The sequence below is a fragment of the Streptomyces capparidis genome (assembly GCF_054782095.1).
The window spans coordinates 29,794-56,444 of sequence record NZ_BAAGTD010000015.1 but is presented as its reverse complement, the minus strand read 5'-3'; the positions used below and the strand labels follow the sequence as shown (position 1 = coordinate 56,444).

Annotated in this window: 23 protein-coding genes; 17 read left to right on the top strand and 6 right to left on the bottom strand. The window is 73.5% G+C overall.

Features of this window, described 5'->3' with window-relative positions:
* The first annotated feature begins 26 nt into the window (after positions 1–26).
* Positions 27–1,415 (top strand): dihydrolipoyl dehydrogenase, encoded by a 1,389-nt coding sequence (lpdA, locus tag ACYVO2_RS14555; RefSeq protein WP_461008191.1) that lies wholly within the window; start codon positions 27–29, stop codon positions 1,413–1,415.
* 51 nt (positions 1,416–1,466) lie between these two features.
* On the top strand, positions 1,467–3,266 hold the full coding sequence (sucB, locus tag ACYVO2_RS14550) for a 2-oxoglutarate dehydrogenase, E2 component, dihydrolipoamide succinyltransferase (protein WP_461008190.1): 1,800 nt from the start codon (positions 1,467–1,469) through the stop codon (positions 3,264–3,266).
* 93 nt (positions 3,267–3,359) lie between these two features.
* On the opposite strand, the gene ACYVO2_RS14545 is transcribed toward sucB, so the two are convergent.
* A complete protein-coding gene (locus ACYVO2_RS14545) occupies positions 3,360–3,866 on the bottom strand; it encodes a GNAT family N-acetyltransferase (protein WP_461008189.1) in 507 nt (168 codons plus the stop codon).
* 167 nt (positions 3,867–4,033) lie between these two features.
* On the opposite strand from ACYVO2_RS14545, the gene ACYVO2_RS14540 reads away from it, so the two are divergent.
* Entirely contained in the window at positions 4,034–4,933 is a 900-nt protein-coding gene (locus ACYVO2_RS14540) for a TIGR01777 family oxidoreductase (protein WP_461008188.1), read from the top strand.
* A gap of 168 nt (positions 4,934–5,101) precedes the next feature.
* The gene (locus ACYVO2_RS14535) at positions 5,102–6,406 is read left to right on the top strand and encodes an NAD(P)/FAD-dependent oxidoreductase (RefSeq protein ID WP_461008187.1); all 1,305 of its coding nucleotides are present in this window, start codon (positions 5,102–5,104) and stop codon (positions 6,404–6,406) included.
* Between the two features lie 47 nt (positions 6,407–6,453).
* Here the strand turns inward: ACYVO2_RS14535 and ACYVO2_RS14530 are convergent, their stop codons facing one another.
* Complete coding sequence (locus ACYVO2_RS14530; RefSeq protein WP_461008186.1) at positions 6,454–7,941, bottom strand: regulator; 1,488 nt, start codon at positions 7,939–7,941, stop codon at positions 6,454–6,456.
* Positions 7,942–8,400: 459 nt separating this feature from the next.
* Between ACYVO2_RS14530 and lipB the strand changes: the two genes are divergently transcribed.
* From lipB to ACYVO2_RS14510, 4 genes are all read left to right on the top strand, one after another.
* Entirely contained in the window at positions 8,401–9,183 is a 783-nt protein-coding gene (gene lipB / locus ACYVO2_RS14525) for a lipoyl(octanoyl) transferase LipB (protein WP_461008185.1), read from the top strand.
* Positions 9,184–9,341: 158 nt separating this feature from the next.
* The gene (gene lipA / locus ACYVO2_RS14520; protein WP_461008184.1) at positions 9,342–10,319 is read left to right on the top strand and encodes a lipoyl synthase; all 978 of its coding nucleotides are present in this window, start codon (positions 9,342–9,344) and stop codon (positions 10,317–10,319) included.
* Positions 10,320–10,593: 274 nt separating this feature from the next.
* On the top strand, positions 10,594–10,827 hold the full coding sequence (locus ACYVO2_RS14515) for an SCO2195 family GlnR-regulated protein (RefSeq protein ID WP_461008183.1): 234 nt from the start codon (positions 10,594–10,596) through the stop codon (positions 10,825–10,827).
* 118 nt (positions 10,828–10,945) lie between these two features.
* Positions 10,946–11,635 (top strand): DUF4191 domain-containing protein, encoded by a 690-nt coding sequence (locus ACYVO2_RS14510; protein WP_461008182.1) that lies wholly within the window; start codon positions 10,946–10,948, stop codon positions 11,633–11,635.
* 102 nt (positions 11,636–11,737) lie between these two features.
* Here the strand turns inward: ACYVO2_RS14510 and ACYVO2_RS14505 are convergent, their stop codons facing one another.
* A complete protein-coding gene (locus ACYVO2_RS14505; protein ID WP_461008181.1) occupies positions 11,738–12,205 on the bottom strand; it encodes an RDD family protein in 468 nt (155 codons plus the stop codon).
* A 199-nt stretch (positions 12,206–12,404) separates the two neighbouring features.
* Between ACYVO2_RS14505 and glnA the strand changes: the two genes are divergently transcribed.
* Entirely contained in the window at positions 12,405–13,814 is a 1,410-nt protein-coding gene (glnA, locus tag ACYVO2_RS14500) for a type I glutamate--ammonia ligase (protein ID WP_461008180.1), read from the top strand.
* Between the two features lie 112 nt (positions 13,815–13,926).
* Here glnA and ACYVO2_RS14495 read toward each other — a convergent pair whose 3' ends face one another.
* Positions 13,927–14,322, bottom strand: a complete 396-nt coding sequence (locus ACYVO2_RS14495) for a RidA family protein (RefSeq protein WP_461008179.1) — start codon at positions 14,320–14,322, stop codon at positions 13,927–13,929.
* An 84-nt stretch (positions 14,323–14,406) separates the two neighbouring features.
* On the opposite strand from ACYVO2_RS14495, the gene ACYVO2_RS14490 reads away from it, so the two are divergent.
* Together ACYVO2_RS14490 and ACYVO2_RS14485 are read left to right on the top strand one after the other, a co-directional pair.
* Positions 14,407–15,336: a LysR family transcriptional regulator gene (locus ACYVO2_RS14490; RefSeq protein WP_461008178.1), complete on the top strand. Its 930-nt coding sequence runs from the start codon at positions 14,407–14,409 to the stop codon at positions 15,334–15,336.
* A 245-nt stretch (positions 15,337–15,581) separates the two neighbouring features.
* On the top strand, positions 15,582–16,571 hold the full coding sequence (locus tag ACYVO2_RS14485) for an AraC family transcriptional regulator (RefSeq protein ID WP_461008177.1): 990 nt from the start codon (positions 15,582–15,584) through the stop codon (positions 16,569–16,571).
* A gap of 115 nt (positions 16,572–16,686) precedes the next feature.
* On the opposite strand, the gene ACYVO2_RS14480 is transcribed toward ACYVO2_RS14485, so the two are convergent.
* Positions 16,687–17,571, bottom strand: a complete 885-nt coding sequence (locus ACYVO2_RS14480; RefSeq protein ID WP_461008176.1) for a Gfo/Idh/MocA family protein — start codon at positions 17,569–17,571, stop codon at positions 16,687–16,689.
* A 448-nt stretch (positions 17,572–18,019) separates the two neighbouring features.
* On the opposite strand from ACYVO2_RS14480, the gene ACYVO2_RS14475 reads away from it, so the two are divergent.
* Complete coding sequence (locus tag ACYVO2_RS14475) at positions 18,020–18,400, top strand: STAS domain-containing protein (protein WP_461008175.1); 381 nt, start codon at positions 18,020–18,022, stop codon at positions 18,398–18,400.
* 34 nt (positions 18,401–18,434) lie between these two features.
* On the opposite strand, the gene ACYVO2_RS14470 is transcribed toward ACYVO2_RS14475, so the two are convergent.
* Entirely contained in the window at positions 18,435–20,168 is a 1,734-nt protein-coding gene (locus ACYVO2_RS14470; protein ID WP_461008174.1) for a carbohydrate-binding module family 20 domain-containing protein, read from the bottom strand.
* A 363-nt stretch (positions 20,169–20,531) separates the two neighbouring features.
* Here ACYVO2_RS14470 and ACYVO2_RS14465 point away from each other — a divergent pair, with 363 nt between their 5' ends.
* The 5 genes from ACYVO2_RS14465 to ACYVO2_RS14445 all read left to right on the top strand — a co-directional run bounded on the left by ACYVO2_RS14465 (position 20,532) and on the right by ACYVO2_RS14445 (position 26,540).
* Positions 20,532–21,812 carry an extracellular solute-binding protein gene (locus ACYVO2_RS14465; RefSeq protein ID WP_461008173.1) on the top strand — a complete coding sequence of 427 codons (1,281 nt, stop codon included), beginning with the start codon at positions 20,532–20,534 and terminating at the stop codon, positions 21,810–21,812.
* A 55-nt stretch (positions 21,813–21,867) separates the two neighbouring features.
* Positions 21,868–22,875: a carbohydrate ABC transporter permease gene (locus ACYVO2_RS14460; RefSeq protein ID WP_461008172.1), complete on the top strand. Its 1,008-nt coding sequence runs from the start codon at positions 21,868–21,870 to the stop codon at positions 22,873–22,875.
* Positions 22,872–23,786 carry a sugar ABC transporter permease gene (locus ACYVO2_RS14455; protein WP_461008171.1) on the top strand — a complete coding sequence of 305 codons (915 nt, stop codon included), beginning with the start codon at positions 22,872–22,874 and terminating at the stop codon, positions 23,784–23,786. The genes ACYVO2_RS14460 and ACYVO2_RS14455 overlap by 4 nt, the downstream gene beginning before the upstream one ends.
* Positions 23,787–23,871: 85 nt before the next feature.
* On the top strand, positions 23,872–25,482 hold the full coding sequence (locus tag ACYVO2_RS14450) for a glycoside hydrolase family 13 protein (RefSeq protein WP_461008170.1): 1,611 nt from the start codon (positions 23,872–23,874) through the stop codon (positions 25,480–25,482).
* Positions 25,483–25,508: 26 nt separating this feature from the next.
* Positions 25,509–26,540: a LacI family DNA-binding transcriptional regulator gene (locus ACYVO2_RS14445; protein WP_461008169.1), complete on the top strand. Its 1,032-nt coding sequence runs from the start codon at positions 25,509–25,511 to the stop codon at positions 26,538–26,540.
* The last annotated feature ends 111 nt before the right edge of the window (positions 26,541–26,651 follow it).

Sequence of the window (26,651 nt, the reverse complement as noted above, 5' to 3'; positions counted from 1 at the left end):
GCAGGGCAGGCAGGAGAGGACGTGACGTGGCGAACGACGCCGGCACCGTTTTCGACGTAGTGATCCTCGGAGGCGGCAGCGGCGGCTACGCGGCCGCGCTGCGCGCCTCCCAATTGGGCCTGGACGTCGCGCTGATCGAGAAGGACAAGGCGGGCGGCACCTGCCTGCACCACGGATGCATCCCCACCAAGGCGCTGCTGCACGCGGGCGAGCTCGCCGACCAGGCGCGCGAGAGCGCCCAGTTCGGTGTGCGGGCCTCGTTCGAGGGCATCGACATGGCGGGCGTGCACGCGTACAAGAACAGCGTGATCGCCGGACTGTACAAGGGCCTCCAGGGGCTGCTGGCCTCCCGGAAGGTCACCTATGTGGCCGGGGAGGGGCGGCTGGTGTCGCCCACCGCGGTGGAGGTCGCCGGGCGGCGGTACGAGGGGCGGCACGTCGTGCTGGCCACCGGTTCCGCGCCCCGGTCGCTGCCCGGCCTGGAGATCGACGGCGAGCGGGTCATCACCTCCGACCACGCCCTGGTCCTGGACCGGGTGCCGAAGTCGGCGGTGGTGCTCGGCGGCGGCGTGATCGGCGTGGAGTTCGCCTCCGCGTGGCGGTCGTTCGGGGTGGACGTCACCATAGTCGAGGCGCTCCCCCACCTGGTCCCCGCCGAGGACGAGGGCAGCTCCCGGCTGCTGGAGCGGGCGTTCCGCAGGCGCGGCATCTCCTTCGAGCTCGGCGCCCGGTTCGCCGGGGTCGAGCACACCGCGGACGGGGTGCGGGTCTCGCTGGAGAGCGGCAAGGTCCTCGAGGCCGAGCTGCTGCTCGTGGCCGTCGGCCGCGGGCCGGTGTCGGCGGGGCTCGGGTACGAGGAGGCCGGGGTCGCCATGGACCGCGGGTACGTCCTCGTCGACGAGCTCATGCGCACCTCGGTGCCCACCGTCTCGGCGGTGGGCGACCTGGTGCCGACGCCGCAGTTGGCGCACGTCGGCTTCGCGGAGGGCATCCTCGTGGCGGAGCGGCTGGCCGGCCAGCGGACCGTGCCGATCGACTACGACGGCGTGCCGCGCGTGACGTACTGCTCCCCCGAGGTCGCCTCGGTGGGCATCACCGAGGCCAAGGCCAAGGAGCTGTACGGCGCCGACAAGGTCGTCACCCTGAAGTACAACCTGGCCGGCAACGGCCGGAGCAAGATCCTGAAGACCCAGGGCGAGATCAAGCTCGTCCAGGTCAGGGACGGTGCCGTGGTCGGCGTCCACATGGTCGGCGACCGGATGGGCGAGCAGGTCGGCGAAGCCCAGCTCATCTACAACTGGGAGGCGCTGCCCGCGGAGGTCGCCCAGCTCATCCACGCGCACCCGACGCAGAGCGAGGCCCTCGGCGAGGCTCACCTGGCACTGGCGGGCAAGCCACTGCACGCCCACGACTGACCCAGGACACGCCACTCATCCGCACAGAAGTAATAAGGAGCAACTGAAACCATGGCGGTCTCAGTAACACTGCCCGCGCTCGGCGAGAGCGTGTCCGAAGGCACCGTCACTCGCTGGCTGAAGGCCGAGGGTGAGCGGGTCGAGGCCGACGAGCCGCTGCTCGAGGTCTCCACCGACAAGGTCGACACCGAGATCCCCGCGCCCGCCTCCGGCGTCCTGGCCTCCATCAAGGTCAAGGAGGACGAGACGGTCGAGGTCGGCGCCGAGCTGGCCGTGATCGACGACGGGAAGGGCGCGCCCGCCGCCCCGGCCGAGCAGCAGGCGGCCCCGGCCGAGCAGGCCGAGCCGGCCCCGCAGCAGGCCGAGCAGCCCGCCCCGCAGGCCGAGGCCCCGGCCCCGCAGGCCTCCGCCCCGTCCGGCGGCGGCTCCGCCGAGGGCACCCCGGTGCTGCTGCCCGCGCTCGGCGAGAGCGTCACCGAGGGCACCGTCACCCGCTGGCTGAAGCAGGTCGGCGAGCAGGTGCAGGCCGACGAGCCGCTGCTGGAGGTCTCCACCGACAAGGTGGACACCGAGATCCCCGCCCCGGCCTCCGGTGTGCTGCTGGAGATCAGCATCGGCGAGGACGAGACCGCCGAGGTGGGCGCGCAGCTCGCGCTGATCGGCGCCCCGGGTGCCGCCCCCTCCTCCGCCCCTGCCCCGGCCGAGCCCGAGCCGCAGCCCGCCCCCGAGCCGGCTCCGGCGCCCGCCCCGGCCCAGCAGGCCCCCGCCGCGGCGCCCGCCCCGGCCCCGGCCCCGGCGCCGCCCGCCCCGGCCCCCGCCCCGCAGGCGCAGCCCGCCCCCGCCCCGGCCCCCGCCGCCGAGCCCGCCCCGGCCCCGGCCGCGCAGGCCCCGGCCGCGCAGGCCCCGGCCGCCCCGGCGGAGAACGGCGAGGGCTCCTACGTCACCCCGCTGGTGCGCAAGCTCGCCGCGGAGCACGGCATCGACCTGGCGTCGATCAAGGGCTCCGGCGTCGGCGGCCGCATCCGCAAGCAGGACGTGCTCGCCGCCGCCGAGGCCCGCAAGGCCGCCGCCGCGGCTCCGGCCGCCGCTCCCGCCGCGGCCCGCCAGGCCGCGCCGGTCGCCCCGTCGCCGCTGCGCGGCCAGACCGTGCCGATGAGCCGCATCCGCAAGGCCATCGCCAAGCACATGGTCAACTCGCTCAAGGTGTCGGCGCAGCTCACCACCGTGGTCGAGGTGGACGTCACCCGGATCATGCGGCTGCGGGCGCGGGCCAAGCAGAGCTTCCTCGAGCGCGAGGGCGTCAAGCTCTCCCCGCTGCCGTTCTTCATCAAGGCGGCGACGGAGGCCCTGAAGGTCCACCCGATCGTCAACGCCCGGGTGAACGACGACGACACGATCACCTACCACGACGTGGAGAACGTCGGCGTCGCGGTGGACACCGAGAAGGGCCTGTTCGTCCCGGTCATCCACAACGCGGGCGACCTGAGCATCGCGGGCATCGCCCGCCGCGTGGCGGACCTGGCCCAGCGCACCCGCGAGGGCGGCCTGAAGCCGGACGAGGCCACCGGCGGCACCTTCACCGTCACCAACACCGGGTCGCGCGGCGCGCTGTTCGACACGCCGATCCTCAACCAGCCGCAGGTCGGCATGCTGGGCGTGGGCGCCACCGTCCGCCGCCCGGTGGTGGTCAGCAGCCCCGACCTCGGCGAGACCATCGCGGTTCGCGACATGGTGTACCTGGCCCTGTCCTACGACCACCGCATCGTGGACGGCGCCGACGCGGCCCGCTTCCTGACGACCGTCAAGGCCCGTCTGGAGGAGGGCGCCTTCGAGGCCGACCTCGGCCTGTAACGGCCCCGGCCCCGCGCGCGCGGCAGGCCCCGGCGCTCCCCCGTGGGCGCCGGGGCCTGCCCCGTTCTCCCCCGCCTCCCCCCGCCCCGCCCGCTAGCCGACCGGGCGGCCCATCAGCACGTCGTCCACGTACCGCCCGTCCAGGAGGAACTCCCCGGGCAGCACGCCCTCGACCGTGTAGCCCGCCTTCTCGTACAGCCGCCGCGCCCGCGCGTTGTGGCCCAGCACCCGCAGGGTCAGCCGCCGCGCGCCGCGCCGCAGCGCCTCGGCGTACGCCGCGTCCAGCAGCGCCCGGCCCACCCCGCGGCCGCGCGCCGCCGAGTCCACCAGCAGGCCCTGGATCTGGAGGACGTGCGCGTTGCTCGGCAGCGGCGTCGGCGGGACCAGCCGCAGATAGCCGACGAGACGGCCGGCGGCCTCGGCGACCAGGTAGTGCCCGGGCAGGCTGCGGGGCTCGTGGAAGAACGGGCTGCCGGGCTCGGGCCGCGGGCCCACCGCGGACTCGGTGGACCACTCGCGGCGGTCCAGCTCCGCCAGCGGCGCGTCGTCCTCGGGCCGCGCGCCCCGCACCCGCACCTCGTGTGCCGAATCGTCAGACATGCCGGCCACCCTGCCAGGGACGCCGCGCCGGACGCGCCCCGTTTTCCTCGCCCGCCCCACCCCGTTCTTCCCCGCCCCCCGGTGATTCCCGCCACCCGTCCGGCCCGTCCGGCCGTCGCCCGTGGGTCGGTTTCCCGTCGGCGCCCCGCGCACGCGAGGATGGGGCCATGCGTGTCGCGGTCACCGGTTCCACCGGACTCATCGGCTCCGCCCTGGTGCGCTCCCTGCGCGCGGACGGGCACCACGTCGTGCGCCTGGTGCGGCGCGAGGCGCGCGCCGCGGACGAAGTGAGCTGGGACCCGTCCCGGCAGAGTGTGGACACCGGCGCGCTGGCCGGCACCGAGGCCGTGGTGCACCTGGCGGGCGCCGGGGTCGGCGACCACCGCTGGACCGCTGCCTACAAGCGCACCCTGCGCGACAGCCGGGTGCTGGGCACCGCCGCGCTCGCCGAGGCCGTCGCCGCGCTCGACCCCGCGCCGCGGGTGCTCCTGTGCGGCACCGCGATCGGCTTCTACGGGGACACCGGGCAGCGGGCCGTCGACGAGTCCGCGCCGCCGGGCACCGGGTTCCTCGCCGACCTGTGCCAGGACTGGGAGGCGGCCGCCGCGCCCGCCCAGGAGGCCGGGATCAGGACCGTCATGGCCCGCACCGGCCTGGTCGTGGCGCGGGCCGGCGGGGCGTGGGGGCGGCTGTTCCCGCTGTTCCGGGCCGGGCTCGGGGGGCGGCTGGGCGACGGCCGCCAGTACTGGAGCTTCATCTCGCTGCGCGACGAGGTGGCCGCGCTGCGCTTCCTGCTGGACACCGACGGCATCTTCGGCCCGGTGAACCTCACCGCGCCGAACCCGGTCACCAACCGCGAGGTCACCGCCGCGATGAGCCGCGCCCTGCGCCGCCCCGCGCTGCTGCCGGTGCCCGCCCCCGCGCTGCGGCTGGCGGTCGGGGAGTTCGCCGGCGACGTCCTGTCCAGCCAGCGGGTGCTGCCGGCCCGGCTGCTCGACTGCGGCTTCACTTTTGTTCACCCGAATGTCGACGAAGCGATAGGTGCGGCCCTGTCCGAACACGGGTAGGCGCGCCCCCACTGGCCACCCACAACCCCCACCGAACCGTACAAACCACCGCATCACGCCGGGGTGGCCTGCCTCCGTCCGCGTGCGGTCGAAGCGTCGCGCGCTGCCGAACGGGGCATGTCTGAACGTGATGCGGGGACACACCCGACCTCGGGGAGGGGCAGAACCGTGCTCATACAGCCACGCAACGCCGACGTCATCGTCGTGGGCGCAGGAGTCGCGGGACTCAGCGCGGCACACCACCTGGTCGCGGCGGGGCTGACCGTCGCCGTGCTCGAAGGGTCCGACCGGGTGGGCGGCCGGATGGCCACCGACATGGTCGCCGGGTTCCGGCTCGACCCCGGCAACCACCTGCTCAACACCTCGTTCGCCGAGCTGCGCCGCACCCCGGGGCTCGAGGGCCTGCGGATGCGCCAGCTCTCCCCCGGCGTGCTGGTGCGCGGCGGCGGGCGCAGCTACCGGGTCGGCGAGCAGCGCCGCCCCCGTGAGGGCCTGTCCCTGCTCATCGGCGGGGTGGCCCGCACCCCGTTCGGCGGAGCGCTGGACAAGGCCCGGGTCGGCGCCACCCTGACCCGTCTCGCCGCCACCCCCACCGGCAGGCTGCTGGCCAGGCCCGAGACCACCGCGGCGGAGGCGCTGTCCGCGCGCGGCTACTCGCCGCGCACCGTGGAGTTCCTCCGGCCGCTGCTGTCCGCGCTGCTCAGCGACCCCGCGCTGGGCACCAGCAGCCGCTGCGCCGACCTGGTGCTGCGCGGGTTCGCCCGGGGCCGCCTGTGCGTGCCCGAGGGCGGCTCCGCGTCCGTGCCCGAGCTGATGGCCAAGGCCCTGCCGCCCGGCAGCCTGCGCCTGGGCACCCGGGTGACCTCGGTGTCCACCAACGAGGTGGTCACCGAGGAGCAGGGCTCGATCCGCTGCCGCGCCGTGGTGGTGGCGACGGGGGCGCGGCCCGCGGCGGCGCTGCTGCCCGGACTGCACGTCCCGGAGTTCCACCCGGTCACCACGCTGCACCACGCCGCCGACGCCCCGCCGCTGCGGGAGCCGGCGCTGGTGCTGGCCGCCGACCACCGCGGCCCGGTGGCGTACTCGGTGGTGGCCAGCGAGATCGACCCGGGGTGCGCCTCGGACGGCAGGGCGCTGGTGTCCTCGACGGTGCTGGGCCCCCCGTGGCGGGACCGGGACGAGCTGGACCGCGCGGCGCGGCGCCACCTCGCCGACCTGTACGGCACCGACACCGGCAACTGGGAGCTGCTCGCGGTGCGCCGGGACCGGGACGCCGTGCCGGCGATGCCCGCGCCGCACCATGTGCGCCGCCCGGTGCGGCTGCTCAGCGGCCTGTACGTGTGCGGCGACCACCGGGACATCAGCACCGCGCAGGGCGCCCTGTCCTCCGGCCGCAGGGCCGCCCACCACCTGCTGCGCGACCTGGGGGTGCCGTTCGTCGCCGACGCCGCCGCGGGGCTGGCGGCGGCCTGACGGGCGGGGGCCCGGCGCGTCCGCGGCGCCGGGCCCCCGCCCGCGGCTCAGGCGCCCGGGGCGTGCGCGGTCAGGCCCACGGCCGCGGCCCGCTCGTGGAAGGCGCGCACCGCCGGGGAGTCCCGGTACTGCTGCAACTGGCGGCTGAACTCCCGCAGGTACTCCATCGCCCGGGACGAGCGCATCTCGGCGGCCTCGCGCAGCGCCTGCGTGCCCGCCTGGCACGCCTGCTCCACCTCGCCGAGCCCGAGCCGGGAGGCGGCCAGCACGGTGCGGCAGAACACCCGGCTGCGGGCGTACGCGGGGGCGCGCAACTGGAGCGAGCGCTCGGCGTAGCGGACGGCCGAGCGGTACTGCTCCAGGTCCCGGTGGCAGTGCGCGAACTCGTCGTTGAGCTGGGCCTCGTCGAAGAAGCGCACCCACCCGGGCAACTCGTCGCCCGGCTTGGCCGCCTCCAGGGCGCGCTCGGCCTTGATCAGCGCCGTGGTGCAGGCCCTGGAGTCGCCCAGCAGGCCGTGCCCGCGCGCCTCCGCCGCGTGCAGCAGCGACTGCACGACGGGCGGCGCGCCGGCGCCGACGCCCTGCTGGGCGACCCTGGCCAGTTGCACCGCCTCCCGGCCGTGCCCCAGGTAGACGGCCTGGCGGCTCATGGTGACCAGCACATAGGCGCCGTACACCCGGTCGGCCGCGGCCTGGGACAGCCGCAGCGCCTGCACGAAGTACCGCTGGGCCAGGCCGTGCGCGCCGATGTCGTAGGAGGTCCAGCCGGCCAGCCGGGTCAGGTCGGCGACGGCGCCGAACAGGGCCCGGCCCACCGTCTCCCCGTAGGTGCCGCGGAGCATGGACTCCGCCTCGTTCTCCAGGTAGCGCACCAGGGCCTGGCGGGCGTGGCCGCCGCCGTAGGCGTTGTCCAGGGCGCGGAACATCTCGCCGACGGCGTGCAGCGCGGCGATGTCGCCCTGGCCGACCCGCACACCGGGGCCGCGCTCGGTGCCCGGGCCCGGCAGGCGCCCGGCCGCCTGGCCCGGGACGCGCCCGTTGGCCTGCGCCGGGACCCGGGCCCGGTCGGCCGGGCGCGGCTCGCGGGCCACGCGCTCGTCGGCGCGGCCGATGAGCCAGTCCCGGCTGGGCACCACCAGGCCGGCCGGGGTGAAGGCGATGCGGCGCAGCTCGGCGTGGGTGCCGGTGTCCTTGCGCCACAGGCCGCTGACGATGTCCACGGCCTCCTCGGGGGTGGCGGCGAACTCCAGGCCCGCGTAGACCGGGGCGCACGCGTCCAGGCCCAGGTCCTGCGCGGTGAGGCGCCGCCCCAGGCGCCGGGTGAACACCTCGGCGATCAGGGCGGGGGTGGTGCCGCGCGGCTGCTGTCCGCGCAGCCAGCGGGTGACGGAGGTCTTGTCGTAGCGCAGGTCGAGGCCGTGCTCCACGCCGAGCTGGTCCACGCGTCTGGCGAGCCCCGCGTTGGAGAAGCCCGCCTCGGCGATGAGCGCGGCCAGTTGATGGTTCGGGGAGCGCTGGGCGGATCGGTCGGTCATCGCGCTGCCGTCTCCTGTCTTTCGAGCACGGCTGTCTCGAGCGGTGCTGCCTCGAGCGCCGCGGCTCGAGCGCGGCTGTCCCGAGCGCGGCTCTTCGTGTGTCGGCTCGTCGTTCCGTAAGGGACGCCCCGGACAGTGGCTGCCGGTTTTGGCCCTGGGTGATCGGTCGGCGCGAATGTAACGAGCGCCAGCGCCCGACTCACCACGTCTGCCCCTAATTCGCCGGATCGGGTGAACCAACTGCGGCGATCCGGTCGCAACCTTGGCGACAAGCCACGCAAAACGGCGCTCTGTGGTATGAAGCACCGCCCGCACCTCCGGGCGCCCCCCGCGGGCGGTCCGGGACACGGACGTACAGTGACTTGTGTCCCGCGGACGTCCCTCCGACACCACCGGGCGCCGGGACGCGCACCCGCAAGCCGTCGCCGGCCACCGCCGGCCAGCGCACAAGGAGAAGCCGTGAGCGATCTGCGGTTCGTCCACCTCGGGTTCGGCGCCGACGCCGTCGAGTACACCCGGGCCTGGGACGAGCAGCGCCGGGTGCACGAGGCCCGGTTCCAGGACGAGATCCCGGACACCTGCCTGATGCTGGAGCACCCGCCGGTGTACACCGCGGGGCGGCGCACGGCCGACGACGAGCGCCCGGTGGACGGCACCCCCGTCATCGACGTGGACCGCGGCGGCAAGATCACCTGGCACGGCCCCGGCCAGCTCGTGGGCTACCCCATCCTCAAGCTGCCCCGCCCGGTGGACGTGGTCGCGCACGTGCGGCGGCTGGAGGAGGCGCTGATCAGGGCGTGCGCCGAGTTCGGCCTGGAGACCACGCGGGTGGAGGGCCGCAGCGGCGTGTGGGTGCTCGGCGACCCGGTGCCCCGCACCGGCGGCCTCGACCTGCGGCTGAGCCCCGGGCTCCGCCGGGAGGCGGACGACGAGTTCGACCCGCGGCTGGCCGGCCCGGAGTACGCGCCGTCCAACGCGGGCCAGCGCGGCGAGGACCGCAAGCTGGCCGCCATCGGCATCCGGGTGGCCAGGGGCGTGACCATGCACGGGTTCGCCCTGAACTGCGACCCGGACAACACCTGGTTCGACCGGATCGTGCCGTGCGGCATCCGCGACGCCGGGGTGACGTCGCTCTCGGCGGAGCTGGGCCGCCGCATCACGGTGACCGACGCCCTCCCGGTGGTGGAGAAGCACCTGGCGGACGTCCTGACCTCTGCGGAGCCCCTGCCCCGGGCGAGCTGAACGCCCGGCCGCCGCGGACGCCCCGCGCCCCGGTACCCGCGGTGGCCCCTCCCCCACGGAATGTTCCGCGCGTCGATGGGGTTGAAGGCCCTGAAAGCCGCGGAAATGCACGGCGTAAGCTGGTCAGAGCCGAAGAATCTCAGCCGAGGGAGCTCCACGTGTCCGCTGCCGCCCCGGGAGGGTCCACCGCGCCAAGCCCTGACGGCAGGCGACTGCTGCGGCTGGAGGTCCGCAACAGCCAGACCCCGATCGAGCGCAAGCCCGAGTGGATCAAGACCCGGGCGAGGATGGGTCCCGAGTACACGGCGCTCCAGGGCCTGGTGAAGCGCGAGGGCCTGCACACCGTGTGCCAGGAGGCCGGCTGCCCCAACATCTTCGAGTGCTGGGAGGACCGCGAGGCCACGTTCCTCATCGGCGGCGAGCAGTGCACCCGTCGCTGCGACTTCTGCCAGATCGACACCGGCAAGCCCGCCGCCCTCGACCGGGACGAGCCCCGCCGCGTCGCCGAGTCCGTCCGGGCGATGGAGCTGAAGTACGCCACCGTCACCGGAGTGGCCCGCGACGACCTGGCCGACGGCGGCGCCTGGCTGTACGCCGAGACCGTCCGCCAGATCCACGCGCTGAACCCCGGCACGGGCGTCGAGCTGCTGATCCCGGACTTCAACGCGGTCCCCGAGCAGCTCGCCGAGGTCTTCTCCGCCCGCCCCGAGGTGCTGGCGCACAACGTCGAGACGGTGCCGCGGATCTTCAAGCGGATCCGCCCCGCGTTCCGCTACGAGCGCTCCCTGGAGGTGATCACCCGGGCCCGCGAGGCCGGTCTGGTCACCAAGTCGAACCTGATCCTGGGCATGGGCGAGGAGCGCGAGGAGATCAGCCAGGCCCTCACCGACCTGCACGCCGCGGGCTGCGAGCTGATCACCATCACGCAGTACCTGCGGCCGACCGTGCGGCACCACCCGGTGGCGCGCTGGGTGAAGCCGGAGGAGTTCGTGGAGCTGAAGGAGGAGGCCGAGGAGATCGGCTTCGCCGGGGTGATGTCCGGGCCGCTGGTGCGCTCCTCCTACCGGGCCGGCCGCCTGTACCGGCAGGCGATCGAGCGCCGCGGCGAGGCGGTGCGGGCGGCGCAGGCCGTCTGAGCCGCCGGCCGCGGGGCCGAAGCGGGACGGCGCCGCGGCGGCGGCCCGCTCCCGCGCGCCCGCGGCCCCCGGCGCCCACCCGTGCCCCGTCCGGGAGCGGATCCGCCCGTCACCCGATCGGCGGCGCACCACGTCGCATCCTTTCCGTCCGTTTTTCATGCTTGTTTGACCGGCCGGTCACCGACTGGTAACACCGGTTCGTGACCCTTGGTACAGGGGCGCTCCCTCCCCGCTGGGGGCGCACCCCGTCCACGGCCGAAGAAGGAGGGGCACCATGCAGACCGACGCCGTGCACGGCAGCCGCACCACCCGCCACTTCCCCCGCCCCGTCGCCGGGGCCCTGCGGGCGGTGGAGACCTATCTCCTGCGCGGCGGCGGCCAGCGCACCGCGCGGCGCAACGCCTGGAGCGCGGTCTGCGAGGACCGCCGGCGCGCCCAGGACAGGATCGAGGCCCAGAGCGTCCTCGACTCCTTCCGCGCGGGCACCGCCGACCCGAAGGCCCTGTGACGCCGGAGCGCCACCGGCCCGGCCGATTCTTCCCCTCCCAGCCCGGCCGGGCCGGCCCCGCACTCGCCCACCCGGCCCCTTTTCGTCATGGCCACATCCGGCACGTATCCTGTGCGGCATGGCGAGGAAGGAAGCATCCGAGAGCGAGAACCCCGGGCGGCTGAAGCAGATCCGCCTGGCTTACCAGATGACGAAGCGGGTCGATCCCAGGGTCGGGCTGATTGTCGCGGCCGTGGGCATCCTCACCTTCGGTGTGGCCCTCGCCATCGGCTTCCTCATCGGCCACCCGATCTGGCTGGGCATCCTGGGCTTCCTGCTGGCCTTCCTGGCCATGGCGATCGTCTTCGGCCGCCGCGCCGAGCGGGCCGCCTTCGGCCAGATGGAGGGCCAGCCCGGGGCCGCGGCCGCCGTGCTGAACAACATCCGCCGCGGCGGCTGGACGATCACCCCGGCCGTGGCCGCCAACCGCAACCAGGACGTGGTCCACCGCGCCGTCGGCCGCCCCGGCATCGTCCTGGTCGGCGAGGGCAACCCGAACCGGGTGCGGCACCTGCTGACGGCCGAGAAGAAGAAGATGGCCCGGATCGTGGCGGACGTGACCGTCACCGAGATCGTCGTCGGCGACGGCGAGGGCGAGGTGCCGCTGAAGAAGCTCCAGAGCACCCTGATGAAGCTGCCCCGCGTGGTGCCCGCCGCCCAGGTCACGGAGATCAACGACCGGCTGCGCGCCCTGGGTGACCTGATGAGCAAGATGCCGATCCCCAAGGGCCCGATGCCGAAGAACATCCGGATGCCGAAGGGCCGCTGACCGCCCCGCTTCCCGCACCGTCCGACATCGACCACCGACATCGACCACACGGCCCCGTGACGAGATCTCCCGTCACGGGGCCGCTCCGCCTCACCGGATCCGTTAGATCCGCACCTGCACGGCCTTCACGGCCTTGTCGTGCAGGCCGCGCGTGTCGCGGTCCCACACCACCGCGGGCACCACGAGCACCAGCAGGAACGTCCGCAGCATCCCCCACAGCAGCCCCAGCGGCCGCCCGTCGAGCCGCACCACCCGCAGCCCGAACAGCCGCTTTCCCGGGGTGCAGCCCACGGTGCCGACGAAGAGGGTGCCGGTCACGAAGAACACCACGCTCGCCCACACATTGGCCGACTGGGCGTCACCGCGTGCGATCAGGCCGTATGCGATCAGCACGCACAGCGCCCAGTCCACGAAGAGCGCTCCGAGGCGTCTGCCGATCGGTGCCACCGACCCGGGCCCCTCCTCCGGCAGGCCCAGCCGCTCGCCGCGGTAACCGAAGTCCACGCCCATGTCCTCGGCCGCGGCGCGAGGTCCGGAGAGCCACGATCCGATCGCTCTTCTGGTGTCCACGACACAACGGTAACGCGCGTGTCGCGGGCCGTCGCGCTCCGGGCTCGGTTAACGCGCGTGAAACATTTGGGTCACGCTCGAGAAATCGGGACTGCCTAGGGTCAAGGGCGTGCTGGGCCCCTTCCTGCGCTTTTGCTCGGGAGGGCGGGACGGCCCGCCAGTCACGATCAAAGCCCCGCGCGCGGGGCGAGGAGGATGGATGTTCCAAAACGCCGACGAGGTGAAGAAGTTCATCTCGGACGAGGACGTCAAGTTCGTGGACGTCCGGTTCTGCGACCTGCCCGGCATCATGCAGCACTTCACGGTCCCGGTCGAGGTCTTCGACCCGGCCGAGAACCTGATGTTCGACGGGTCGTCGATCCGCGGCTTCCAGGCCATCCACGAATCCGACATGGCGCTGGTCCCCGACCTGAGCACGGCCCGGGTCGACCCGTTCCGCCGGGACAAGACCCTCAACATCAACTTCTTCATCCACGACCCGCTCACGGGTGAGGCGTACAGCCGCGACCCGCGCAACGTGGCGAAGAAGGCCGAGGCGTTCCTCGCGGGCTCCGGCATCGCCGACACCGCGTACTTCGGCCCCGAGGCCGAGTTCTACGTCTTCGACAGCGTCCGCTTCCAGACCAGCGCCAACGAGTCGTACTACCACATCGACTCCGAGGCCGGCGCCTGGAACACCGGCGCGTTCGAGGACAACCGCGGCTACAAGGTCCGCTACAAGGGCGGCTACTTCCCGGCCCCGCCGGTCGACCACTTCGCCGACCTGCGCGCCGAGATCTCCCTGGAGCTGGCCAAGGCCGGCCTCCAGGTCGAGCGGCAGCACCACGAGGTGGGCACGGCCGGCCAGGCCGAGATCAACTACAAGTTCAACACGCTGCTGGCCGCCGCCGACGACCTGATGCTCTTCAAGTACATCGTGAAGAACGTCGCCTGGCGCAACGGCAAGACCGCGACCTTCATGCCCAAGCCGATCTTCGGCGACAACGGCTCCGGCATGCACTGCCACCAGTCGCTGTGGTCCGACGGCTCCCCGCTCTTCTACGACGAGCAGGGCTACGCGGGCCTGTCCGACACCGCCCGCTACTACATCGGCGGCCTGCTCAAGCACGCCCCGTCGCTGCTGGCCTTCACCAACCCCACGGTGAACAGCTACCACCGCCTGGTCCCGGGCTTCGAGGCCCCGGTGAACCTGGTGTACTCGCAGCGCAACCGCTCCGCCGCGATCCGCATCCCGATCACGGGCGCCAACCCCAAGGCGAAGCGCATCGAGTTCCGCGCCCCGGACTCCTCCGGCAACCCGTACCTGGCGTTCGCCGCCATGCTGCTGGCCGGCCTGGACGGCATCCGCAACAAGATCGAGCCGCTGGAGCCGGTGGACAAGGACCTCTACGAGCTCCCGCCGGACGAGCACGCCGCGGTCCCCCAGGTCCCGACCAACCTCTCCGCCGTCCTCGACTCCCTCGAGGCCGACCACGAGTACCTGCTCCAGGGCGGGGTCTTCACCCAGGACCTGATCGAGACCTGGATCGACTTCAAGCGCACCCAGGAAATCGCCCCCATCCAGCTCCGCCCGCACCCGCACGAGTTCGAGCTGTACTTCGACGTGTGACCCGCGGATCCCCGCACGAAGGCCGCCACCCCACTCCGGGGCGGCGGCCTTCGCCGTCGAGGGCCCGGCACGGCGGGGGGCGAGGTCGCGCCGCGGGCGGCGCCGGTCCGGGTCAGACGCGGCGGCGGGCGTAGGTTTCGATTTCGAATTTCATGCGGGGGTCGGCCAGGCCGCACACCAGCATGGTGGCGGCCGGGCGCGCGCTGCCGAAGGCGCGGCGCAGGGTGGGCCAGCAGGCGGGGAAGTCGTCGCGGTCGGGGAGCAGGTAGCGGACGCGGACGACGTCGGCGAGGGTGCAGCCCGCCTGGGCCAGGGCGTCCGCCACGTTGCGCAGCGCCTGCTCCGCCTGCTCGGCGACGTCGTCGGAGATGGTCATGGCGGTGTAGTCGAAGCCGGTGGTGCCGGAGACGTGGACCCAGTCGCCGTCCACGACGGCGCGGGCGTAGCCGATCTCCTCCTCGAAGGTGGAGCCGCTGAGGATCGCCCGCCGTTCTCGCGTGTCGGTCATGGGGGGACGGTAGGAGGGCGGGCGGTGATATGTCCAATAGCGGGGGCGGGGGTTGCTGATATCTCTGGGCGTATGGAATCGCGTATGGACTCGCCGGCGGACGGGCCCGTCCCCGGCCGCGCGGACACCCCGCCCGAGCTCGCCCTGCACCAGTTGCACGCCTTCGCCGTGCTCGCGGACGAGCTGCACTTCGGGCGGGCCGCCGAGCGGCTCGGGATCGCGCAGCCGCCGCTGAGCCAGCGGATCAGGCGGCTGGAGGAGCGGGTCGGGCACGCGCTGTTCGAGCGGGGGCCCGGCGGGGTGGCGCTGACCGCGGCGGGGCGGGAGCTGCTGCCCGCGGCGCGGCGGGCCCTGGACGAGGTGGCGGCGGGGCTGACCGCGGCGCGGCGGGTGGGCGACGGGGAGGCGGGGGTGCTGCGGGTGGGGTTCGCGGCGTCGCTGGCGCTGACCGTCCTGCCCGGTGTGCTGCGCGCCTACCGCGAGCGGTGTCCCGGGGTGGATCTGCGGATCCGGGAGATGACGACGGCGCCGCAGGTGGCCGCGCTGCGGGACGGGGTGATCGACGTGGGGCTGATGCGGGAGCCGCCGCGGGTGCCGGGGCTGGCGGTGGAGCCGGTGCTCTCGGAGGGGTTCGTGGCCGTGCTGCCCGCGGCGCACCCCCTGGCGGCCCGGCGCACGGTGCCCGTGGCGGCGCTGGCCGGGGAGCCGTTCGTGCTGCTGCCCAGGGACGCGGCGCCGACCGTCCACGACCGGATCGCCGGGCTGTGCCGTCAGGCGGGGTTCGAGCCCCGGGTGGGGCAGCGGGCCGTGGAGTGGCAGACGGTGTGCGCGCTGGTGGGGGCGGGGCTGGGGGTCTCGCTCGCCCCGGCGGGCGTGCGGCGACTGCGGGTGCGCGGGGTGGCGTGCCGCGGGATCGAGCCGGGCGGGGCGCGCACGGTGGTGGGGGTGGTGTGGCGGGCGGAGGAGCGCGGCGCGGTGGTGCGGCGCTTCGTGGAGACGGTCCGACCGCGGTGACGCGCGTCAACCGCACGGAGGCGGGGGCCGTGCATCCCCCCGCGGATCCAGGGCCCGCCGCCTCCGTGTCCTGCCACCCCTTCTCCCGCGTTCCCGGGCCAGGACGGCCCGCGTTCGCGGCAGAAGTCAAAAAGACGTGCTTCTTGACGTGAGACCAGGAAGAACGGTACTAACGGGACCGTTGCCCAGCTACCCGTAAAGCGCGGACCCCGGCCGGAAAACGCGGTTTTCCGTGAGGATTTCATATGACTGATGGCTCGGCTCCTTCACCCGGTCTGCGCACGCTGGTGGACAGTCACGACCTCGACGAGACACGGGACATCATCAGCTCCGCCTACAGCCCGTACGACCTGAGCTGCCTGGGCAGGACCGAGGACTTCTCCGCGTGGTACGCCGAGGGTGGCTTCCCCGGCGTGACCATCTCCGACCTGGCCTACGGCGCCGAGACGCTCGTCGCGCCGGAGCCGCTGAGCAGTTATCTGCTGGTCTGCCAGCTCACCGAGGGCCGGGTGCGGGTGCTGTCCCCCGGCCGGGAGGAACGGGACGTGGCGGCGGGCCAGTTGTACGTCCTGGACCCGTACCGCAGCTTCAAGGTCCACTGGCAGCCGGGCGCCCGGATGGTCACGATCCGGCTGCCGCGGGACCTGGTGGAGCGCGCCGCCGCCGACTCCCTCGGGGTGGACGGGCAGGTGAAGGCCAGGTTCACCCTGGGCCCCGCCATCTCCGCGGAGGCGGGGAAGTCCTGGTGGCGGGTGGCCGACACGCTTCAGCGGGAGGTCATGGAGGGCGGCATCGCCATGACCAGCCGTCTGGTGGCGACCAATCTGGCGCAGACCGCCGCCGCCACCCTGGTGGAGACCCACCGCCTGGTCACCGACGGGGTGGACAGCCGCCGGCCGGGTGTGGTCGCGCACGCGGCGGTGCGCCGGGCCGTGCTGTACATGGAGGAGCACGCCCACGAGCCGCTCACCCTGCGCGAGGTGGCGGCGGCGGCGCGGCTGAGCCCGCGGGCCCTCCAGGAGGCGTTCCGCCGCCACCTGGACACCACGCCGCTGGCCTATCTGCGGGACATCCGGCTGGTGCGCGCGCACGGCGACCTGGCGGCCGGCACCAGTGACCCCCGGGTGACGGTCACCGGCGTCGCCTACCAGTGGGGCTTCACCAACCTGGGCCGCTTCTCCGCGCTGTACCAGCAGCGCTACGGCCGCCCCCCGTCGGGGACCTTACGCGGCTGACCGGCCGCGCACCGGCCGGTCGGCGCGGCCCGGTCGGCGCGGCCCGGTCAGCGGCTCGGTCAGCGCGGCTCGGTCAGCGCGGCTCGGTCAGCGCGGCTCGGTCAGCGCGGCTCGGTCAGCGCGGCTTGGTCAGGTACTCCTCGGCGCGGGCCAGCACCTCCACCACCTGGAGGCCGAACGCGGCGTCGCAGGCGTGCGGGCGGCCGCTGCCGGCCGACTCCAGCAGGGCGTCCACGGCCCGGCCGAGCGCCGCGACGGGATCCCGGCCGCCCGCGGGCAGGCGGCTCACCCCGGCGTCGCCGCGCAGTTCGACGGCGGTCCCGGCGGCGGCGGGCGGGGCGGTCAGGCTCAGCGCCGCGGTGCTGGACGCGCCGCCGCAGTGGCGCAGCACCAGGTGGACGGTGTCGCCGGGGCCGCGCGCCGCGGTCACCTCCTCGGCGCCGCCGAGCACGGGCAGCAGCACGGACAGGGCGTGCGGCCCGACGTCCCACAGGGCGCCCCGGTCGCGGCGCCACGGGGACGCCGCGTACGGGCTGCCGTCCCGGCCGAAGACGGCGCCCAGCACATCGGCGCGCGCGGTGAACCAGCCGCCGGCGGCGGCCTGCTCCTCGGTCCAGGCGGCGCTCGCGGCGTCGAAGCGGATGGTGAAGAACACCACGGACGCCACGCCCGCGCCGCTCACCGCGTCGGCGACGCCGCGGGCGGCGGCCACCGAGGTGGCGAGCGGCTTGTCGAGCAGCAGGTGGCGGCCCGCCCCGGCGGCGCGGACGGCGACCTCCGCCTGGATGTCGGGGGGCAGCGCCACCGCCACCGCGTCCACCTCCGCCAGCAGTCGGTCCAGGTCGGCGTAGGGGCGGACGCCGAAGTCGGCGGCCAACGCCGTGGCGGCCTCGGGGCGGCGGCCCCAGATGCCGGTGAACTCCAGGCCCGGGTGGCCGTGCAGGGCGGGCGCGTGGGTGTTCCTCGCCCAGGGGCCGGTGCCGAGCAGTCCGATACGCACGCTGTCACCTCTCGTCGCGGACGTTGGCGGGGGCATCGTCGATCAGGCCCGTACCCTGCCGTCACCGTGCTCAGACAGCGCACCCGCCCCGGATGCCACCGATGTGGTCACCGCCGGTTCGGAGCGGCGGGCCCGGCGGATTGGCGGCGGGGCGGACGGCGCGGCGGACGGCGGACCGGCGGCGAGGGGGACGCCCGCCTCCGGGGCGCATCCGGGGCGCGGAGGACTGCCGGGCGCTTCGGCGGGTACCCGGGTGCGCCGGGGCACGCGGGCGGGACCGGACGGCGGGTTTCACCCGGACACTCCCCACAAGCCTCGTTTCACGGACATCCCCGACTTGTGCGACATGCCACCCCCGGGAACGGGACAGGCTAAGAGAGAAGAGGCGGCGCCGGGCCGGTGCGGCACCGACCGCCGCGAGCGAAGCGGCCGCGAGGAGGACCATGGCATGCCTCAGGATCTCGACATCTCACTCCACCACCGCCCCGACGGCACCGTCTACGCCCGGCTGTCGGGGGAGCTGGACTACGGCAGCGGCGGCCATGCGCTGGCCAGGCTGAGCGACGCGGTGCGGGCGGGCCACACCCTGCTCCTGGTGGATCTGGAGCACCTGTACTTCTGCGACTCCTACGGCCTGGCCTGCCTGCTCGGGCTGCGCAACTTCGCGGCCGGCCGGGGCGCGCGCATACGCCTGGTCAACGTCTCCCGGCAGCCGCTGCGGGTGCTGCGGACCACCGGCACCTACGAGCTGCTCACCGGGCCCGCCCCCGACCTCGTGGACGTGGTGGAGGAGTCCGCCCGGGACACCGTCCACGACGCGTCGGCGTGAACGGCGCCCCGGGGCGGGGGCGGGGCGGCGCGGGTCAGGCGCGCCAGGTGTCGTTCAGCGCGACCAGGCCGGACGGCGGGACCGTGGCGGTGCGGTCGGCGCCGGACTCCCAGGTGAAGGAGCCGTCGCTCTCGCGGCGCAGGTACTTGTACGGGAAGGTGGTCCCGGCGGGCAGCGCCACCTGGAGCCGCCAGACCGGGTACCCGGCGGAGGACAGGGGCAGCGAGCGGTCGGGGGCCCAGTTGCCGAGGGCGCCGATGCCGCCGGTGACGTGGATGTCCTGGCCGACCGCGGTGGTGGCGGTGACGTTGAAGGAGGCGCCGGTGGCCGCGGAGCCGGAGGAGACGCGGGCGCCCACGTGCAGGGCGACGGCGTCGTTGGCGCCGACGGTGGCGGTGAAGGTGCCGCCGGAGCCGACGGTGTGCACCGGTCCCGTGCAGCGGCCGTCCGCGGTGACGTCGCCGTGCTGGACGTCGCAGTAGGTGCCGGCGGGCAGCGAGGTGGTGAAGGTGCGGGTGAGCGCGGACGTCTCGTGGTTGATCGCCACATACGCCCGGTCGCCGCGGCCGAAGGCGACGGCGTCGTTGCCGTTGGACCACCAGTGGGTGATGCCGGTGCCCGCCGCGGTGTTGCGGAAGGCCACCATGTTGGCGATCTGGCGCCAGGCGTGCTGGCACTTCCAGCCGTCGCTGTAGCAGGAGTTCACCTGTCCGCCGAGCGGCGGGCCCGCGTCGTGGTCGGTGAACTCGTAGCCGCTGTACACGTTGGGCGAGCCGTAGGGGTGGGCCAGCATGAAGACGTTGGCCAGGGTGTAGTCGGCGCCGTGTTTGTAGGTGAGGGTGGAGCCGTTGCGCTCGGTGTCCCAGTTGTCGACGAAGGTGCGGGCCTTCCCGCCCGGCAGGTAGCCCCACGCCTCGCCGAAGTTGCTCAGGTACGACAGTCGCTCGTCGAGGAACATCCGCTTCAGGTCGCGGCCGTAGCGGAACTCGTCCACGTCGCCGTTGCCGGTGTACTCGGTCGGCTGCACGGCCTCGCCCGCGCCGTGGATGACCTCCTGCACCCAGAACTTCCCCTGGTCGCTGGTCCTGGCCTTGATCGCGGCGATGTCGGCGGCGGGCATGTGCTTGGCCGCGTCGATCCGGAAGCCGTCCACGCCCAGGGAGATCAGGTCATTGAGGTAGCCGGCGATCCGGCCGCGCACGTACTCGCTGCCGGTGTCCAGGTCGGACAGGCCGACCAGCTCGCAGTTCTGGACGTCGCCCCGGTCCCGGTAGTCGGAGATGGGCCGGCGGCAGGAGTGGAAGTCCTGCGTCTGGTAGTACCCGGGGTAGTCGTACTTGGTGTACGGCGAGCCGCCGGTGCCGGTGCCGCTGCCCGCCGACATGTGGTTGATCACGGCGTCGGCGATGACCTTGACCCCGGCGGCGTGGCAGGTGCGGACCATGTCGGCGAAGGCGGCCCGGTCCCCGAGGCGGCCCGCGATGCGGTAGCTCACCGGCTGGTAGGACGTCCACCACTGGGCGCCCTGGATGTGCTCCTGCGGCGGGGAGACCTCCACCCAGCCGTACCCCTTGGGGCCGAGGGTTCGCGTGCACTCCCGGGCGACGGAGGAGAACTTCCACTCGAACAGGGTGGCGGTGACGTCCTTGGTGCCGGGCGGGGCCGCCTGGGCGGTCTGCTGGGACAGCCCGGCGACGCCGAGCGAGGCGCCGAGCAGCAGCGCCAGGCCGGCGGCGACGGGTCTTGGGGTGCGGGATCCGATGGCCACGGTGGTCTCCTGGTGGGGGATTCCTGGTGGGGCAGGTGTGCCGCGCGGGCGGCGGGCGGGCGGCGACGCGCACGGCCCGCCGGACGAGGGGGCCCGAACATGCCGATACTTGCCAGGACTTGCGGAAAATCGCGGTAACAAGCGCGCAACCTTCCAGTGCGAGGTGACCGTAGGGGCGCGCCCATCGGGCGTCAAGGGAGCTCGCGGCCCCTGTTCCGGAGGCGGGGCGCGGGCCCGTTCACCGGAAGGTCACGATTCGGAAATCTGAGCAGCGTTCCCCCTGCAAGGTCTTTCGCAAGCTCCGCAAGCGCTGTTACCTTCCTCGGCAGCCCGAGGTCGGGCCAGCCTCTTCAAGGAGTTCCCATGCGACGTGGCATATCGATCGTGGCGGCGGTCGCCGCCCTGGCCCTGGGGGCCACCGCCTGCGGTGACGACGGCGGCGACAGCTCGCAGAAGGCCAAGGACCCCGCCGAGGTGTCCGGCACCGTCACCTGGTGGGACACCTCGGACGCCACGAACGAGGCCCCGGCCTACCAGGAGCTGATCAAGCAGTTCGAGGACAAATACCCCAAGATCGACGTCAAGTACCAGAACGTCCCGTTCGCCGACGCGGAGCAGAAGTTCAAGACGGCGGCGCAGAACGGCGAGGGCGCCCCCGACGTGCTGCGGGCCGACGTCGGCTGGACCCCGGGCCTGGCCGCGCTCAGCTACCTGGCCCCGCTGGACGGCACGGCGGCCCTGAAGGACACCGACGACGTGATGCCGGTGCCCGCGCAGAGCGCCGAGTACGACGGCAAGACCTACGGCGCCCCGCAGGTCACCGACTCCCTCGCGCTGCTGTACAACAAGGAGCTGTTCGCCAAGGCCGGGGTGGCCAAGCCCCCGACCACCTGGGACGAGCTGAAGACGGCGGCGAAGGCGATCAAGGACAAGACCGGCGCCGACGCCCTGTACCTCAACCCCGACAGCTATTTCGCGCTGCCGTTCGTGTGGGGCGAGGGCGGCGACATGCTGGACGTGGAGAACAAGAAGATCCTGGTCGACTCCCCGGAGTCGGTGAAGGGCATCGAGATCGCCAAGGAGCTCGTGGACTCCGGCGTCGCGGTCAAGCCCGACCTCACCGACGGCTACAACAACATGCAGGCGTCGTTCAAGGACGGCGACGTCGCCATGGTGATCAACGGCCCCTGGTCGGTGGCCGACGACTTCACCGGCAAGGCGTTCAAGAACCGCGACAACCTCGGCATCGCCCCCGTCCCGGGCGGCAGCGCCGGCTCCGCGTCACCGATCGGCGGCCACAACCTGGTGGCCTACGCGGGCTCGGGCAACCTGGACGCCGCCTACCTGTTCATCGAGTTCATGACGTCGGCCAAGAGCCAGGAGTTCGTCTCCACCAAGCTGGGCACGCTGCCGACCCGCACCTCCGCCTACACCCCGGCCGTCACCGCCGACCCGGTGAAGAAGGCGTTCAAGACCGTGCTGGACGGCGCCAAGGCCAGGCCCGCCGTGCCCGGCACCGGTGACCTGTTCAACCTGTGGACCCAGAACTACACCAAGATCCTGGGCGGTTCGGCGTCGCCGGAGAAGGGCCAGGGCAAGACCGCCGACCAGTGGAAGAAGCAGGTGCTGAAGGACTGGTCGTGACGGGCCGCAGGCACATCGCGCACCACGGCCGCACCAGCGGGAGAGAGCCCTCGTCATGAAGTCAGCCACCGCCGTCGCGCCCGAGCGGGCGCCGTCCGGGCGGGCGCCCGCGCCCCGTCCGTGCACCGGGGTGTGGACCCGGGTCAGACGTTCCTTCGACCAGTACTGGTACGCCTGGGCGATGGTGCTGCCGGTGGTGGTGGTCCTCGGCGTGCTCGTGGGCTACCCGCTGGGGCGCGGCGTCTACCTGTCGTTCACCAACGCCAACGAGATGAACGTCGCCAAGGACATCGGCGTCAACCACGTCCCGGCGACCTATGACTTCATCGGCCTGGACAACTACTGGGACATCCTCTCCGGCGCGGAGGGCACCTTCTACCCGCGCCTGGGCTGGACCGTGGTGTGGACGGTGTCGTGCGTGTTCTTCCACTACACCATCGGTCTCGGCCTGGCGCTGCTGCTCAACCGCGAGGTGCGGTTCCGGGCCGTGTACCGGGTGCTGCTGATCCTGCCGTGGGCGGTGCCGGCGTTCGTCGCCGCGTTCTCCTGGCGGCTGATGTTCAACAGCCAGTACGGCGTGTTCAACGTGTTCCTCACCGAGCTGGGGATGGACCCGGTGGACTGGCTGAACAGCCCCACCACGCAGAAGGTCGCGGTGGTCGCGGTCAACGTGTGGCTGGGCGTGCCGTTCATGATGGTGGCCCTGCTCGGCGGCCTCCAGTCCATCCCCAGGGAGCTGCACGAGGCCGCGGAGATGGACGGCGCGAGCGCCTGGCAGCGGTTCCGCCATGTGACGCTGCCGGGCCTGCGCCCGGTGAGCAGCACCGTCATCCTGCTCGGCACGATCTGGACGTTCAACATGTTCCCGATCATCTTCCTGATGCTGGGGCAGGCGAACAGCTCCGAGAGCGAGATCCTGGTGACCTACGCCTACCGCCTGGCCTTCGCCGGGGTGCGGGACTACGCGGGAGCGGCCACCTACGGCATCTGCATCCTGTCGATCCTGCTGGTGTTCTCGGTCTTCTACCGCCGGATGCTGGCCCGTCAGGAGGAGGTGCGATGAGCGGCGAGAACATCGCGGCCCGGCCGGTCGCGGCACCGCGCGAGCGGGCCGCGGCCCGCGGCCGGGGCCGGGTGGCGCGGGGGCGCGGGCAGCGGTCCCCCGGCGCGTCCGTGGCGCTGCACCTGGCGCTGATGACGGCGAGCGCGATCGCGGTCTTCCCGGTCCTGTTCGTCTTCTTCATCTCCCTGCGCGACCGCGACGGCTGGCAGGACCCGCTGGACTTCGGGGACGGCCTCGGCCTCGGGAACTACCGGCACGTGCTGTCCGACACGGAGTTCGCGCGCTGGTTCCTCAACTCCGTGATCGTCTCCGGGGCGACCATGGTGGTGGGGGTGTTCATCGCGGCCAGCGCCGGGTACGCGATCTCGCGGATGCGCTTCCCCGGGCGCCGCTCGCTGATGTGGACCTTCCTGATCACCCAGATGTTCCCCGTCGCCGTGCTGATCGTGCCGCTGTACAACATCCTGGGCACCCTGGACATGCTGAACAGCTACACCGGCCTCGTCCTCACCTACTGCTCGGTGTCCGTGCCGTTCTGCGCCTGGATGCTCAAGGGGTACTTCGACACCATCCCGATGGAGATCGACGAGGCGGGCCGGGTGGACGGCCTCACGCCGTTCGGCACCTTCTACCGCCTGGTGCTGCCGCTGGCCCGGCCCGGCATCGCGGTGACCTCGTTCTACACGTTCCTCACCGCCTGGGGCGAGGTCGCGTTCGCCCGGGCGTTCATGAGCAGCGACGACATGGCGACGCTCTCGGTGGGGCTCGGCTCCTTCATCGGCCAGCACAAGCAGGAGTGGGGGCTGCTGACGGCGGCCTCCGTAATGATCACCGTTCCGGCGGGGATCGTGTTCTTCTTCGCCCAGAAGCACCTCGTCTCCGGCCTCACCGCGGGCGGCACCAAGGGCTGACCCCCTTGGCCGCCCGCGGCCCGGCCCCCAGCGCGTGCCCGCACGGTCTCCTCCGCACGCACACCCGATTCCCCGAAGGAAGCACATGACCCAGGACCTCGCCCGTTCCGTCCGCGACCAGGCCGTCCCCGCCGCGACCGGCTGGTGGCGCAGCGCCGTCATCTACCAGGTGTACGTGCGGTCGTTCGCGGACTTCGACGGCGACGGCGTCGGCGACCTGCGCGGGGTGCGCAGCCGCCTGCCCTACCTGGCCGAGCTCGGCGTGGACGCGCTGTGGCTGACCCCGTTCTTCGCCTCGCCGCAGGCCGACGGCGGCTACGACGTGGCCGACTACCGGGCCGTGGACCCGCTGTTCGGCGACCTGTCGGACGCCGACGACCTGGTGCGCGAGGCGCACGCCCACGGCCTGCGGGTGATCGTGGACGTGGTGCCGAACCACACCTCCGACCAGCACGCCTGGTTCGCCGAGGCGCTGGCGGCGGGGCCCGGCTCGGCCGCGCGGGCCCGCTACCACTTCCTGCCCGGGCGGGGCGCGGACGGCGAACTCCCGCCGAACGACTGGGAGTCGGTGTTCGGCGGGCCCGCGTGGACGCGGGTGCCGGACGGCGAGTGGTACCTGCACCTGTTCGACCCCAGGCAGCCGGACCTGAACTGGGAGAACACCGAGGTCCGCGAGGAGTTCGAGTCGATCCTGCGGTTCTGGCTGGACCTGGGCGTGGACGGCTTCCGCATCGACGTGGCGCACGGCATGGTCAAGGCGCCGGGCTACCCGGACATCGGGCAGGCCGAGCAGGCCAGGCTGATCGGCGCGCAGCAGCTCCCGTTCTTCGACCAGGACGGGGTGCACGAGATCCACCGCTCGTGGCGCCGCCTGCTCGACAGCTACCCGGGCGAGCGGGTCGGGGTGGCCGAGGCGTGGGCGCCGAACGCGGAGCGCCTGTCGCTGTACGTGCGGCCGGACGAGCTGCACCAGGCGTTCAACTTCCACTACCTGACCGCCGAGTGGGCGGCGGGGGCGCTGCGCGCCGTCATCGACGAGTCGCTGGCCGCCGCCGGTTCGGTGGGGGCGCCGAGCACCTGGGTGCTGTCCAACCACGACGTGCAGCGGCACGCCACCCGGTACGGCGGCGGCGAGGCGGGGCTGCGGCGGGCGCGGGCCGCGTCGCTGCTGATGCTGGCGCTGCCGGGCTCGGCGTACCTGTACCAGGGCGAGGAGCTGGGCCTGCCCGAGGTGCTGGACCTGCCGGACGAGGTGCGCCAGGACCCGTCGTTCTTCCGTGACAACGGGCAGGAGGGGCTGCGCGACGGCTGCCGGGTGCCGCTGCCGTGGTCCGGCGACCGGCCGCCGTACGGGTTCGGCCCCGGCGCGAGCTGGCTGCCGCAGCCGCCGGAGTGGCAGCGGTACACGGTCGAGGCGCAGAGCGGCGACCCGCGTTCCACGCTCGAGCTGTACCGCTCGGCGCTGCGGCTGCGGCGCGAACTGCCCGGGCTGGGCGACGGCCCGCTGGAGTGGCTGGACGCGCCCGAGGGCGTCCTGGCGTTCCGGCGCCCGGGGTTCGTGTGCACGGCCAACACCACCGGGCAGGCGGTGGAACTGCCCGTGCCGGGCCGTCCGCTGCTCGGGACGGCGCCGGTGGAGTTCGCCGACGGGAGGGTGCGGCTGCCCGGGGACACCTGCGTGTGGTGGGCCCTTTAACGATGCGAGCGGTATCGTCCAACGGTATGACCGCAAGGCTCGCTGACATCGCGGCCCAGGCGGGGGTCAGCGAGGCCACGGTCAGCCGTGTGCTCAACGGCAAGCCGGGGGTCTCGGCCACCACCCGCCAGGCCGTGCTCACCGCGCTCGACCTCCTCGGGTACGAGCGCCCCGTACGGCTGCGCCAGCGCAGCGCGGGGCTGGTCGGCCTGGTCACCCCCGAGCTGGAGAACCCGATCTTCCCGATGTTCGCGCAGGTGATCGGCCTGGCGCTGGTCCGGCAGGGCTACACGCCGGTGCTGTGCACGCAGACCGCGGGCAGTTCCACCGAGGACGAGCTCACCGAGATGCTGGTGGACCGGGGCGTGGCCGGGATCATCTTCCTGTCCGGGCTGCACGCGGACACCACCGCGGACATGTCCCGGTACGACCGGCTGACCGGGCAGGGCGTGCCGTTCGTGCTGGTCAACGGGTTCACCGAGCGGGTCGCCGCGCCGTTCGTCTCACCGGACGACCGGGCGGCGGTCCGCCTGTCCATCACCCACCTCGCCGCGCTCGGGCACCGGCGCGTCGGGCTCGCGGTCGGGCCCAAGCGGTTCGTGCCGGTGCTGCGGAAGATCGAGGGCTTCGTGAAGTCCATGGAGGACGTCCTCGGGATGCCGCCGGAGGAGTCGCAGGCGCTGATCCAGCACTCCCTGTACACGCTGGAGGGCGGGCAGGCCGCGGCGTCGGCGCTGCTGGAGGACGGCTGCACCGCGGTGGTGTGCGCCAGCGACATGATGGCGCTCGGCGCGATCAGGGCGGCGCGGGAGCGCGGCCTGGCGGTGCCGCGGGACGTGTCGGTGGTGGGGTTCGACGACTCGCCGCTGATCGCGTTCACCGACCCGCCGCTGACCACGATCCGTCAGCCGGTGACGGCGATGGGCCAGGCCGCGGTGCGGGCCCTGCTGGAGGAAATCGGTGGCACCCCGGCGCCGCACAGCGAGTTCGTGTTCATGCCGGAGCTGGTGGTGCGCGGCTCGACGGCCTCGGCACCCAAGGGGCGGGCGGACGGCTGAGCGCGGACCCGGAGGGACGCGGACCCGCACGGCCTTCCGGCCGCCCCGCCCGCGTCCCTCCGGGTCCGGCCGCTCCCCCGGCGCCCGGCCGGATCCCGCTCCGCCGCAAGG